The 13,332-nt window shown below is 45.8% G+C and carries 13 protein-coding genes; 10 read left to right on the top strand and 3 right to left on the bottom strand.

Translation table 11 applies throughout. The features are described 5' to 3' along the window. A partial coding sequence (locus J0895_RS01970; RefSeq protein ID WP_422894300.1) for a WD40 repeat domain-containing protein occupies positions 1 to 367 on the top strand: 367 nt, incomplete at its 5' end. A 56-nt stretch (positions 368 to 423) separates the two neighbouring features. Here the strand turns inward: J0895_RS01970 and J0895_RS01965 are convergent. Together J0895_RS01965 and J0895_RS01960 are read right to left on the bottom strand one after the other, a co-directional pair. Further along, positions 424 to 891, bottom strand: a complete 468-nt coding sequence (locus J0895_RS01965; protein WP_207086468.1) for a hypothetical protein — start codon at positions 889 to 891, stop codon at positions 424 to 426. A gap of 122 nt (positions 892 to 1,013) precedes the next feature. Then, on the bottom strand, positions 1,014 to 2,162 hold the full coding sequence (locus tag J0895_RS01960) for a DNA cytosine methyltransferase (RefSeq protein ID WP_207086467.1): 1,149 nt from the start codon (positions 2,160 to 2,162) through the stop codon (positions 1,014 to 1,016). A gap of 440 nt (positions 2,163 to 2,602) precedes the next feature. On the opposite strand from J0895_RS01960, the gene J0895_RS01955 reads away from it, so the two are divergent. The 9 genes from J0895_RS01955 (at position 2,603) to tsaB (ending at position 12,219) form a co-directional block, all read left to right on the top strand. Then, positions 2,603 to 4,987, top strand: a complete 2,385-nt coding sequence (locus J0895_RS01955; RefSeq protein ID WP_207086466.1) for a WD40 repeat domain-containing protein — start codon at positions 2,603 to 2,605, stop codon at positions 4,985 to 4,987. 109 nt (positions 4,988 to 5,096) lie between these two features. Beyond that, positions 5,097 to 6,590 (top strand): DNA methyltransferase, encoded by a 1,494-nt coding sequence (locus J0895_RS01950; protein WP_207086465.1) that lies wholly within the window; start codon positions 5,097 to 5,099, stop codon positions 6,588 to 6,590. A 12-nt stretch (positions 6,591 to 6,602) separates the two neighbouring features. Then, positions 6,603 to 6,989 (top strand): hypothetical protein, encoded by a 387-nt coding sequence (locus J0895_RS01945; protein WP_207086464.1) that lies wholly within the window; start codon positions 6,603 to 6,605, stop codon positions 6,987 to 6,989. 46 nt (positions 6,990 to 7,035) lie between these two features. Continuing rightward, entirely contained in the window at positions 7,036 to 7,698 is a 663-nt protein-coding gene (locus tag J0895_RS01940) for a hypothetical protein (RefSeq protein WP_207086463.1), read from the top strand. A gap of 166 nt (positions 7,699 to 7,864) precedes the next feature. After that, a complete protein-coding gene (locus J0895_RS01935; protein WP_207086462.1) occupies positions 7,865 to 9,373 on the top strand; it encodes a protein kinase domain-containing protein in 1,509 nt (502 codons plus the stop codon). A gap of 34 nt (positions 9,374 to 9,407) precedes the next feature. Continuing rightward, positions 9,408 to 10,595: a WD40 repeat domain-containing protein gene (locus tag J0895_RS01930; RefSeq protein ID WP_207086461.1), complete on the top strand. Its 1,188-nt coding sequence runs from the start codon at positions 9,408 to 9,410 to the stop codon at positions 10,593 to 10,595. 259 nt (positions 10,596 to 10,854) lie between these two features. Then, the gene (locus J0895_RS01925) at positions 10,855 to 11,142 is read left to right on the top strand and encodes a hypothetical protein (RefSeq protein WP_207086460.1); all 288 of its coding nucleotides are present in this window, start codon (positions 10,855 to 10,857) and stop codon (positions 11,140 to 11,142) included. After that, positions 11,135 to 11,518, top strand: coding sequence for a PIN domain-containing protein (locus J0895_RS01920; RefSeq protein WP_207086459.1), 384 nt, complete (start codon positions 11,135 to 11,137; stop codon positions 11,516 to 11,518). The genes J0895_RS01925 and J0895_RS01920 overlap by 8 nt, the downstream gene beginning before the upstream one ends. 17 nt (positions 11,519 to 11,535) lie before the next feature. Then, on the top strand, positions 11,536 to 12,219 hold the full coding sequence (gene tsaB, locus J0895_RS01915; RefSeq protein ID WP_207086458.1) for a tRNA (adenosine(37)-N6)-threonylcarbamoyltransferase complex dimerization subunit type 1 TsaB: 684 nt from the start codon (positions 11,536 to 11,538) through the stop codon (positions 12,217 to 12,219). A gap of 225 nt (positions 12,220 to 12,444) precedes the next feature. On the opposite strand, the gene psb29 is transcribed toward tsaB, so the two are convergent. After that, positions 12,445 to 13,152, bottom strand: a complete 708-nt coding sequence (psb29, locus tag J0895_RS01910; protein ID WP_207086457.1) for a photosystem II biogenesis protein Psp29 — start codon at positions 13,150 to 13,152, stop codon at positions 12,445 to 12,447. Between the last annotated feature and the right edge of the window lie 180 nt (positions 13,153 to 13,332).

Below are 13,332 nucleotides of genomic sequence, written 5' to 3'. Positions count from 1 at the left end.
TGGTGCCATTCATGCCTTGGCGATCGGTCCAGATGGCAAAACCTTAATCAGTTGTAGTTGGGACCGCACCTTAAAAATTTGGACCCTCCCCACGACAACCGGCAATTATCCCGAATTGCGAGAGACCCTTTGTCCCCATGTTTTACCCGGATCTGCGATCGCCATTAGTCCCAACGGTAAAACCTTTGCCACCGCCAGTCCCGACACCACCATCAAACTCTGGACTTTAGATCCCATAGAACCCGTCACCACCCTGTCTGGACATTCCATGACAGTCAGTTCCTTGGCATATAGTCCCGATAGCACCACCTTAGCCAGTGGATCTCACGATGGCACGATTAAGCTATGGCGGACTTCTTCGGGTTAGGACCCTGCACTCTCAAGGGTTTGGGGTGAGGGCATCTCGCACTAGGAGAAGAAGCGCTATAGCAGCTCAATATTGATTAAATGCCATGCTTCCAAATATTGATTTTCTAAATCTCTGAAGTTACGAATAGCAGAGTCTTTTCTGGGTGTACCATCACTTTTTGTACCCTTTAGCCATTCGCTATGATTTGTCGCTATATATTCTGCTACAACCAGGCTTGGAACAATAAAGAAATTACCCCGCTCACCCAGGTTTTTTAAAGCAACAAATATGTAAAAATGATTATCAGACTGGAATGTTTCTGATTCTTGACTGAGAATCCATTTGTTATCACCTTTGCTGTTAGTTTTTACTTGAATACTGATTGATTTTGTACCGTCTGAATTACTGGCAATAATATCTATGCCTCTGCTATTGCGAAGGGTTAGAGATGCGATAAAACCCCGCAAACTAAGTTCACCAGCAACAAGATACTCTCCAGCAACACCAACAAGAGTAGATTCAAGTTTGTTCTTTATAGGCATCTCAAATTTTGGTTCAGTTTTGAAGGCACCATCCTGCTGCCGATACTAAGGTTGTTGTTCGAGTCCCGGCGCGATCGCCTCAATCAACAAATAGCTCAGGTTGATTAGCCTGTAGCAAGACGTTAATATAAGTCTGAATTTTTTATGTTGTTTAAAGAGGGAATCAGTGCGTAGCCAATACACTCAGCTAAACGAGGTGGAACAGCATTCCCGATTTGCCACATTGCTTTTTTCATAGACCCTTCAAAAATAAATGAATCGGGAAAGCTTTGCAATCTTGCCATTTCTCGGGCTGAAATGACACGGTTGAGGTGGGGATGGATGTGAGTGCCCCCATGATTTTCTTTAATGGTCATGCTTGGTTTACCCGGATATTGCCGTTTAAACGCATCAACATAACTTTCATATAATGACCCACCCGGAGCAACTTTTGCAATTCGTTCCATATATTCAGAGGAATGGCGAGTCCACTCATGGTTAATTTCAGGAATTCGGGTATATTCGGGTAAATCAGAAATTGCTGACTCGATGGGTTTGTATTGTTCGGAGGTTAATTGAGGCTTTGGATAAGGGTTTGGGATTCCAAATCGGTTGGCAATGAAAATAGCACGGGGGCGAATTTGCGGAACTCCGTAATCAGCCGATTCCAGAATGGCGATCGATACATGAGAATAACCGATTGCCTCAAGTGCTTCACAAATTGCTTGTTTGATAGCTCCTTTCTGGAGCGTCAGAATTCCTGGGACATTTTCTATGACAACATACCAGGGGCGTACCTTAGAAACCACTTTTACAAATTCCTGAAACAAACGATTCCGAGGATCATTGGGGTTACGTTTCCCTGCTACGGAAAACCCTTGACAGGGCGGCCCTCCAACGATTAAATGTACTGGAGAGGAATTAAGTTTATTGAGAACTACATCGGGAGAAAATTGTTCGATTTCTCCACAAAAATGATTGCAATTGGGAAAGTTTCTTTGGTAAGTTGCAGAAGCAATCGGGTTTACTTCTACACTAGCGATCGGATTAAAGCCAGCTTGGAATAAACCTTGAGTCATTCCTCCCGCACCACAAAACAGATCCATAAATAGATATGGAGTATCAGCTTTGCTACCGGATTCTACTTCTACAAAAAATTTGTAGGGATCAGTTTCACTCAATTCCAGTTCCCGCTGAATCCGCTCATATCGTCGTAGCTTTGGTTTTTTCTCTATTTTTTTAGAAATTATTGTTTCTAATCCAGGCCAGAGAGAAAGTTGTTCTCCTTCCATAATTTAGGGGGTTTTTTGATAACAATTAAATTTTCACATTTACCTTTAATAATGTCAAGACCCTTGGAGGATTTAAATGGAGTTGGTAGTTATTGATTGCCAGCTAATTGATGATCTTCCCTATGTTGATTAGGTGGAAAAAGCCTGTAAAAAAAGTCTCTATTACTCACGGTCACTCAATCGACAATGAATTTCCTTGCGCTGAGACCATAACAGCACCGCAACAAACCCTTACCCATCGGATTGCCTTCAGAAGCCTTACTATAGAGAAAAGAAATCGAAGGGTCAGGACTACATTCGGGTAAATTCCCGCAGTGAGTCTCTGCCTCGATTTAATTTAGACCTCTGGAAAAACTCCAAAGAGACCCCCCATCCCATGCTAAGAGGGGCGTGAGACTTTTGTCAGACTATTGATTGCTTGTTCACCTGTTGTGAAAACCATGACCAAACCCCACTGGCTCGAAATTACTGAATCTGTGGCCCTTGCCGGTTCTGTGCTGGGCACGATCGCCGTTGCTGGGACTCAACAAGTCCTCTATGCTGCGGTCCCGTTAACGGTGTCGGTGAGTCTGAATCTGGTGAATCGGCAGCGACTGTATCAACTCAACCAGCAGCGTAGCGAAGCGGCGATCGCCCAAGTTTATGACTCCCTCCAACCCCTAAACCAACGGTTCGATCGCCTGGAATCCAGCAAGCAACAGGCAAACTCGCAAACCGAAGAACGGATCACCGAATTACAAGAATCCTTACGGGATGAACTGTTCGAGGCGATCGCCCAAGTCGAGGAGAGTTTCCCCGCTATCCCCGAAGTTCCCAATCTGGACCCGATGATCGCCCGGATTAACGCTTTGGAATCCCAACTGGAACAACAGCGCGATCGCATCGAAGCGCAGAAATTGGAGTTAAAAGACTCATTGCGCCAGGAAAATGAAACGGCGATCGCCCGCATCCATCAAGCATTGGAATCCCTTCCCCCTTTCCCCAATCTCAAACCTTTAGCCGATCGCCTCGAACAACTGGAAACCGCTACGGCACAAGTCAATCAAGAAACCGAACGCCAAATCGAAGCGTTTACAAAATCCTTGTGGGAACAAACAGAAAAGGCAGTCGGGCAAATTTATCAATCCCTCGCCACCTTACCCACTGCCGAAACCCTGGCAACCCTCAGCGATCGCCTGAATCAACTGGAATTAACCTCAAATGCGATCGCCCTCGCCTCCTCCCAGGAAGAAAACTCCTCAACCCCTAATGCTGCTGCACTCCAAGAAGCAATTCAATCCCTGTCCAATTCTCCGAAATTTGAGGAAATCTCTGATCGCCTGCAACAGTTAGAAGCACTCAACGAACCGCCTACAGCGCCTGAACTCTATGAAATTCAAACGACTTTAAACCACCAAAACCAAGAGGCGATCGCGTCAGTGAATACCGCGATAGAGGCGATCGCCCAACGTTTGGAACGCCTAGAAACCGCATCCCGCGCCATTCCCTCTCCCCTCCCGGAACTCCAAACCAAATCCTCACCGCCTGCTGACGACAGCAACGCCAATCAATCCTTTGCCAATCCCCCCACCCCAGAAAACCCCAGCAAACCGCCTCGGGTCCCCTCGGAATATCGCAAAGAAACCTTCAACGTCAAACCCCCACCGCCACCTCCCCCAACTACCGAGGATGAATTGGACGAATGGGACGAAGAGATTGCACCATCGGAGGAGAAACCGGAGTCTACTCCAGAAACTGTAGATAAACCATTCCTCCCGAAATTGTCCATCAAACCCTTTACCAAACCCGAATCCTTCACCAAAGCAATGGGGGGAATCGAATCCTCCATCGGCGAAGTGTTGGGGGATTGGCAAGGATTCGTCGGCAAATGGCGGGGGGAAAAAACTCCCTCAGATGCCTCTGAAACTGTTCCCGATTCTGACCGATTTCCCAATCAAAATTGGCGCTGTATTCGCACGATTACTGGACATCGAGATGTCATTAATTGTGTAGCGATTCATCCCGACAGCCAGAAAATTGCTGCCGGGGACGGGGATAATACTTTGAAACTGTGGGGAATTTCTGAAGGCAGTGAAATCCGCACTTTTAATGGGGAGGACTGGTTTGCCTCGGTGAATGCGATCGCCTTCAGTCCCGATGGTGGGGCGATCGCTGCTGGAGTTGGGGAAGCGGTGGAGGTGTGGGATATCGCTGAGGGTCGTCAACTCCATCGATTTACCCGCAATTCTGAGGGGGTTTATGCCGTAATTTTCCTCAATAACGGCCAACAAATCATCGCCAGTGATACCCGAGGGTCAGTCGCTTTCTGGCATCGAGAAACTGGGGAAGAACTACGCCGATTTAATGCTCATAGCGGGATGATTCGTGCTTTAGCAATGAGTCCCGACGATCGCATTCTCGCCACTGCCTCAGATGATGGGATGATTAAACTCTGGCAGTTACAAACGGGACAGGAAATTTGTATTTTCAAAACTCATAACGATGCCGTGAATGCGATCGCCTTCAGTCGGGATGGACAACTCCTCGCCAGTGGCAGTACCGACATGACCCTAAAACTATGGCAGGTGAACTCGGGGGAAGAAATTCGCACTTTTACGGGACATGGAGGGGCGATCGCATCTGTTGCCTTCTCCCCCGACAGCGAAACCTTAATCAGTACCAGTACCGATAAAACCATTAAACTGTGGCATCGCGACACAGGAGAACTGATCAGAACCCTCAAGGGTCATAGTAGCGGAGTCACCGGCATTGCCATCACTGCCGACGGCAAAACCTTAGTCAGTGGCAGCAGGGATAAAACCGTGATGATTTGGCAACGCGAGTAAGGATTAACTGACAAAATCAATCAACTGACTATGCCTCAGTTTATTGATTTTGTCAGCGATAAAAACTTTAGGATAGCCCCCGAACAAGCTCTTTAATTAAACCTCCAAAATGCCCAAACAACTTACTTTTGAATTTGACCAAAATTTTCAAGATATTTCCCCTCAAAAAGTTGCTCGACCCAAGGGATATTCGGGTTTATATGGATTTCATAAATACTGGGGTAAAAAACCCTGGGAACCCCTGGCTTTAATCATTGAGCAGTTAACTCAAGAGGGTGATATTATTTTAGACCCTTTTGTGGGTTCAGGGACATCTGCGCGGGAATCCCTACTTCGTAGTCGTCGGTTTATTGGATTTGATATTAATCCAGTTGCGATTGAATTAACGAATTTACTTGTTTCCCCACCGGATTATTTTGCAATTATTAATGCCTTTAAAACTTTGGAGAAAACTTTAAAAAAATCCATTAACGAAACCTATCAATTACAAGATGGTCGCATTGCGTCACATTATCTTTGGGACAAAGATAGATTACATCAAGTCTGGTTACGGGGCGGACCTAAAAATTCCCGGTTGGAATTATCCCCAACGGCACAGGATATAGAGCTTGCCCAAAAATTTAACCCATATACTAGCCAACACATTCGCAACATTCGCTTTTTTTCTAATGGAAGAATTAATGCCAGTCCGACCTTATCAATTGCCGATTTGATGACAGGTCGTGCCCAGTACAATATCGACTTGCTTATCACTCAAATTAAAACCCTTCCTCCGGACTCTCAAAGGGCAATTTATTTATGTCTAACCGCTGCATCTGGACAGATGAGCAAAATGGTTTTTGCGGTTACCAATAGAGGAAAAAACAAGGGAAATATCTCTGAAAAGGTTGAGGTGGGAAGCTGGGTGATTGGATATTGGCGACCCGAATTACATTTTGAGGTTAATGTTTGGAATTGTTTTGAAAGACGAGTTTCTAAACTGCTCAAGGCCATCTCTGAAGATGACCCCCTACAAAAAACGAATATCTGTGACTCCCTAGAACAATTTTATCAGAACCATTCAGACTGTTGCATCCTGTATGGGCCTTGTCAAAATGAAATTGAAAAAATACCTAAAAAATCAGTTAATCTGATTTTGACTGATCCCCCTCATAGCGATCGCATCCCCTACTTAGAGTTAAGCGAATTATGGAATAGTATTTTAGGAATAGAGCCGATTTTTGAATCAGAAATTATTATTTCTAATGCTAAGGAACGGAGGAAAACCCCGAATCTTTATAAATGTACGATGATAGATTTCTTGGCAAAATGCTCCACTGTCATGCGAGACGATGCTTTCCTAGTCCTACTGTATAACTCTAGGCAACAGGACCGGTGGGGATTTATCCAGCCATTTCTTGACGGTTCCGAAACTTCAGCGGGTTTACAATATCTGGGACAGTTTCCCTGTAACTATTCCGCAGGCTCCGTTGTCCAGGATACTAGAAAAGGCGGATTAAAACATGATATTGCTTTAATTTTTGGAAAATCAAATTCTGATTTAAGTAAAGTTGCTAACCTCAAAAATATTCTAGGTTGGTCCGATACATTCAGGGACGAATGAAAAAGTAAAATTATGGATTTTCAGACGGCACAATCTTGGTTTAAATCTGACAAAATCAAGGACTTATCGCAATCTCCTCTCGGTCTCCGGTTTCTGAAGTTGCGTTCTTTATCCCGCCGTGAATACCTAGAGGCTTTATTCGATTATGTAGCTGTGACTCCTGAATCAACTTCAGTACAGGGTTTACTTAAAGAAGCATTTGAAACAGAGTCCATCACGGAAAGAGTCATCGATTCTACGATTCGACATTTTTATACCCTAGAGAGACAAAAGCGCCAGACAGAAGAACCGGAACTGGTCAATCAACTCTATCGATTAGATTTGTATGACTGGGGTGGGCTTCATCAAAATAGCCTGGAAAAAACCATCGTCAACAACTATGTAAAAAAAAATCAGTAACTACGATAACTTATCAGCAAGTATAGAAAATGAGCTTCATCATAGTATGCGAGGTTACGTTTTATGTTCGTGGTATAATCATTGGACCTCGATTATAATTGAGGATATTTTTAGAGACCATCCAGCAGTCTTACCAGCCGTTGGATTAATTAAAAAAATAGATTTTTTCATTAGGGATATTCCCTTTGATTTGAAAGTTACTTATTTTCCTGAAGGTTATATTAAGGACTGCCGTCGTTTAGCGAATGAACGCTCAGAACTGACCCTGCTCAAACAATGGGCGCGTGAGTTTGATATCAGATTTAGCCAAGAGCTATCTGAGAGTTTATTGCTTTCTGACTTGTGGAAGAAGGCCAGGGATCATCCTTCAGCGACTTCTCAAAATTTGATAAGAGAACTGATTTATTTCCGGCGTCAACTGATTGAGCATACCCAAATCAACCCCGATCGCTTGATTACCTGGCTATATGAGAATCAAGGAGTTCGGAGATTTGATGCTTCAAATCGGTTGTTTCTTATTCTCATCGACTTAGACGATTTCTTTGCCTCGTGGAAATTGAAACGTGCTCATCCACTTCTTAACTCTGGGATAGGGAATTTTTTGGATAACATATCTGCCTCCCCTGGACGAGGCTTAAATTTTAATTGGAATAGAGAATGTTACACAGTAGTCTCTGATGTCATCATTATTACTAAACCGCCGAGATAATTAACGTTAGGGACTTCCCCCCGGTCTAAGCCTAAATAGGGTGCGTAAAGTCCCAGTCAATCAATCGTCAAGGTTTGTCAGGGGATTATCGCCTGAGTGAGGGCTTTCCAGGCATTCTGCGGCCAACCGATTACTATTAAGTTATCCCCATGCTGGCTTGTCCATAATGAGCTATTGTTTAAATCCCGACTGTCAAAAGCCTCAAAACCCGGCAGGCTATAACTTTTGCCATAATTGCGGTGCAAAGCTGCTACTGGGCGATCGCTATCGTGCGCTTAAATCTATTGGACAGGGTGGGTTTGGTCGAACTTTCCTGGCGATCGACGAGTACAAACCCTCAAAACCCCCCTGCGTCATCAAGCAGTTTTTTCCCCAATTCCAAACGCCCCAAAATGCTCAAAAAGCAGCGCTACTGTTTCAGAAAGAAGCGGTTCGGTTAGATGATTTAGGAACCCATCCCCAAATTCCTGCCTTATTCGCTCATTTTGATGCCGATAGTTATCAATATTTAGTCCAAGAATTTATCGACGGACAAACCTTAGCCCAAGAGTTGGAAACTGAGGGCGCACTCTCAGAATTTAAAGTTCGAGAGGTGCTATTTGATTTATTGCCGGTTTTAGAATTTGTCCATGAAAAACAAGTCATTCACCGGGATATTAAACCTGAAAATATTATTCGTCGCGCTACTATAACTGAGCTTTCAGAGGCGAACCCTGAAGGGAAAACTCAACAAAATCAGTTTCAGTCGGGTCAACTTGTATTAGTCGATTTTGGGGCGGCTAAATTTGCCACTGCCACTGCATTGGGACGGACCGGGACGGTGATTGGGACCGCTGGATATGTCGCCCCAGAGCAATTTTTAGGTCAAGCAGTTCCAGCCAGTGATTTGTATTGTTTGGGGGTGAGTTGTGTACAATTACTAACGGCAACTGAACCCTTTAGTTTGTTTGATGTGAAGGAAGGGGTTTGGCATTGGCGGGATTATCTCTTGTCTCCCGTTACTCTGGAATTTGCCAAGGTTTTAGACCGATTATTAGAAGCGAATCTCAATCAGCGCTATCATTCAGCAACGGAAGTTTTGACGGATTTAGATTGGTTACCTCCGGTGACTCATCGAACCACTCAAAAACCCAAATCGTCTCCGGGAGTCAGGGGGAATTCACCACCCCAACCCCCAAATAATCCCTCTATTGTCTCGCGATTAATGGGGGCGACCCCGCAAATGATTAAAGGGACAATTTTGGAGAATTTTGGCAAATTTGACGCGGCGATCGCCTCCTATGACCAGGCGATCGCTCTCAAACCCAATAATGCCGATGCTTGGTACAAAAAAGCCCGCCTCTATGCCGAAATGGGCAACCATGCCGAAGCATTATCCGGCTATGAAAAAACCCTAGAACTCAAGCCAGACCGCTGGGACGCATGGCGCGACCAAGGGATTATGCTCTATAAACTCCGCCGCTATGAAGAGGCAATTTCCAGCTATTTAAAAGCATTACAATTTCAACCCAATCAACCGTTAATCTGGTTATTAATGAGCATGGCAATTAAGCAAACTGGCAATCATAAGGAAGCCCAAACCACCTTGGAACAAGCTAGAAAACTGATGCCAGAACGAGATGCTGAACGAGCTTCAATGTTATGGCAAGCCTGGGAAATTTTAATTAAAAATTGAGGAAAATTGATTCAAATTTGAATCAGCAAATACTATGCCAATGAACTTTGATGGACCGAAATATTATGATGCCGTAATGGGGGGTCACCATTCGCCGCCACCGGGTGCGGCAGTATTGGGGGGACTGACAGGGATTCAAACCCGCTTGGCGGTGGTGGATATTCCGGTTAAAGTTTTGGCGTTGAAAGAGGCATTAAATTACGGTCAGGCGGGTTTAGAGTTAGTGATTACGGCGTTAAAAGATGACTGTGAGACTGTGCGGCGATCGGCCTTTTTGTTGCTGAAACATCGGACTGAACCGAATGCGATCGCCGCTTTAAAAAAGTTTAATCCTTATCGATTTTTTGAATGTGTTTATACCATTCAAGCTCATCGCAGTTGGGTTTTGTCCCTCGCGTTTAGTCCCACAGGACGACAAATTGCCAGCGCCAGTAAGGATAAAACGATTAAATTGTGGGTGAGGGATACAGGACGAAAATTGTACACCCTCAAGGGTCACAGTCATTGGGTGTCGGCAGTGGCATATAGTCCGCGATCGCCAATTCTTGTCAGTGGCAGTTGGGACTACACCATCAAACTCTGGCAACGCCTTGGGGAAAGCGAACTCTATAGTTTCCCCGGAGACAGCGAAATTTATGCGATCGCCATCAGTCCCGACGGAGAATTTATCGCCGGTGGCAGTGGAGATAAAACCATCAAACTGATTGATATCGCCAAAAAACAGCAAGTTAGAACCCTCGTCGGACATCAGGGTTATGCAATGGCAGTGGCATTTAGTCCCAATAACCAACTCATTGCCAGTGGCAGCAGTGACAAAACCATCAAACTCTGGCATCGAGAAACCGGAAGAGAACTCTATACCCTCACCGGACATGGGGAACAAGTCTGTGCGATCGCCTTCAGTCCCGACGGCCAAATCCTCGCCAGCAGCAGCTTTGACCAAACCATCAACCTCTGGCAAGTCCAAACCGGACGGCATATTTGCACCCTTTTCGGTCATACCCATTGGGTCTATTCCATCGCCTTTAGTCCCGATGGACAAACCCTCGCCAGTTGCAGTCGCGACAACACCATAAAATTATGGCAAGTCAAAACAGGCCGAGAAATCCGCACCCTCCCGGGTCACACCCGCGCCACTTGTGCAGTCGCCTTCAGTCCCGATGGACAAACCCTCGCCACAGGCGGCGATGATGGCACGATTAAGATTTGGGAATGGCATTGAAGGGAAGGCGTTGACAGTAGAGGGAAGACAACCCGGTTTTTTAACCAAATCTCTGCTATAGCTTGGACTTTATCAGTTGTGGAATCAGACCTCTCCCCCAACCCCTCTCCTACAAGGAGAGGGGAGCCGGAGAGGCCATAAATCATTTAGAACAAGCTATAGTTATCCAAAATTGGGCGAGAAACCCGGGTTTCTTGTTCTCTTCATTTCATACTTAATTTTACATTTTGAATTCATTAGAACTAATCAGGAGAAACCCATGCTAAGAGCATTACAACAGACCGTTAAAGTCGGAACAGGAGGCAAAATTGAGTTAATAGTACCCGAATGTCCCGAGGGGACAGAAGTACAAGTGATTGTGCTATTATCAAATTCAAATCAGGGTTTAAAATCCACTATATCTCCTGAAATAGAATCAGAAACAACGGCCAGTTTCCAATCATCTCTGAAAAAAATACAGAACAAGATTCGCCAGTATGTGCCGGAAGGAGAATCTCTGGTAGACGAGTTAATCGCTGAACGCCGCGCCGAGGCCAACCGTGAGTAATGTTGTTTTAGATGCTTCGGCACCGCTGGCGCTAATTAACCAAGAACCTGGACATACTCTGGTAGCCAATCTATTACCAAAAGCCCGGATTAGCGCCGTCAATTTGAGTGAAGTTGTTGCCAAATTAACAGACCGAGGAATCCCTGAAGAAGAAATTCAGGAAATTTTAGCCGAGTTAAAATTGCAGGTGATTCCCTTCGATGAAGCGCAAGGGGCTTTAGCGGGATACTTACGACCGGTCACCAAACATCTCGGGTTATCTCTGGGAGATCGTGCCTGTTTAGCCTTGGGAATACAGACGAATTGCCCAGTTTTGACGGCAGATCGAGCTTGGGGAAAGCTGACTATTGGCCTTGTGATTCAGGTGATCCGATAACCCAGTTTTTGTTAAAAATGCTGTACTGTAGGGAGATTATCTTCACTTGTTTTCTGATTGTGCCATTGGACTCTCACCCCTACGCGATCGCCTTTCATACCAGCAGTCCCGAACTCGGTCTAGCTTTGAGCAATTTTGCCGAAACCAACCGCTGCCAAACTTGGGATATCGGGCGATCGCTTGCCACCCACCTGCACTCCTATCTGTCCGAGTTTATCTCCCCTCAGACTTGGCAGGATTTCGCCTTTATTGCCGTTGCCAAAGGACCGGGTAGCTTTACCGGGACCCGGATTGGGGTCGTCACTGCCCGGATTCTCGCCCAGCAACTCTCGATTCCCTTATTTGCGATTTCGAGTTTAGCTGCCGTCGCCTGGTCCCAAACACGCCATCACACTGACAACCAACCGAGGGCGATCGCCCTGCAAATGCCCGCCCAACGGGGTCACCTATTCACCGCCATTTATCAAATCACACCCACCGCAGTGATTCCCCTGCTTCCCGATACCGTCCTGACCCCACAACAATGGGAACAGACCCTCGCCACTTGTTCGAGTCCCTATCAACTCATCCAAGTCCCAGAAAATTTAGGGTCTACCGTCTCCAGTCTTCTAGAACTCGCCCATCTGGAATGGCAACAGGGGAAACGTCCCCTCAGTTCCGAGGCCCTGCCATTTTACGGACAGCATCCCGTGGACCAGTAACCGATCCGCAACAACAAAAACGCCTGTTGCGGCTTAATCGGCACAGCAGAGAACAGACAACCCGGGTTGCTATCAAAACTCTTGAGCAATTCGCAACCAATTTGGGCGAGAAACCCGGTTTCTTGTCCTATTTATTAAAATTTAAAACTGTAAAACTAGCCCGCGCAGGCGGGCTTTGTTAGTATAGCCCCACCCTTGAGGGTGCGGGGCCAGGGCCGTTATTTCTTACTCCGCAGAATCAGGAGGTACAGTCGCGGCCCCTTTCTCCTTCGCCCGGTCTTCCCGTTTTTTGCGGTCTGCCGCTAAAATATCTTCCATGACACTGCGGGCCTGAATCATTTTCTCTAAATTGCTTCGGTAGAGGTCTAGGTCTTTAGAGAGTTTATCTGGAGGTAAATTCAGCGCCGTACAGATGCTCTGAACTGCATCTTGACGGGACTTTTCATTTTTCACCAGTTCTAAGTCAGCTTGTTCGAGGAGGGTAAACAAACCCACGGCAAATAAGCGACTGTACTTGAAATTGGGTTTAGCGGCGATCGCCCCGAGGATGCCTTGGAAATCTCCTTCCATTTCTGGCCCTGCGGAACGACTCAGTAGCGCCACCATCTCCCCTCCAGAATGGCGAGTGGCAATTTCCTCTAACCATTGGGCATCTTGTCGATACTTCTGGGGATCAGATTCTACCCCCTTGCAGATGCCATGAAAAATCGAGATTTTATCATTTTCGGGTCGATATCCTTGCATAAATCGGTCAAAGGTGGTTACGACTCCGAGGGCATAAATGGGGTCATAATTAAAATCCACATTCACCGACAGCAAGTGCATTTCCACCATCAATTCTTCGACGACCCGCCGATAAATCGAGTTAATCGGACGGGTGTGAATGGTATAGAAGGCTCGCTTGGTATCTGATACGGTGCGGACGTTATTCACGGGGTGCGTTTTTAAGGAGAACTTCTTTTCATTTTCTCTTTTGAACCTCCCCACGTCTAAAGCCGGGGGATTCCTGCCTACCCCAAAGGGCGACAGCGGGACATTCAAGTATCCCTCTAGACCATCAAAACAACTATCCCTAAAAGAAAAGAGATGATGCAATTTGGCTTACTTCTTTAT

Origin of the sequence: Phormidium pseudopriestleyi FRX01 (genome assembly GCF_017313335.1) — a bacterium.
Lineage (GTDB): Bacteria > Cyanobacteriota > Cyanobacteriia > Cyanobacteriales > Laspinemataceae > Laspinema > Laspinema pseudopriestleyi.
Note: the sequence above shows the minus strand (reverse complement) of the source record. Positions and strands in the feature narration are given on the sequence as shown.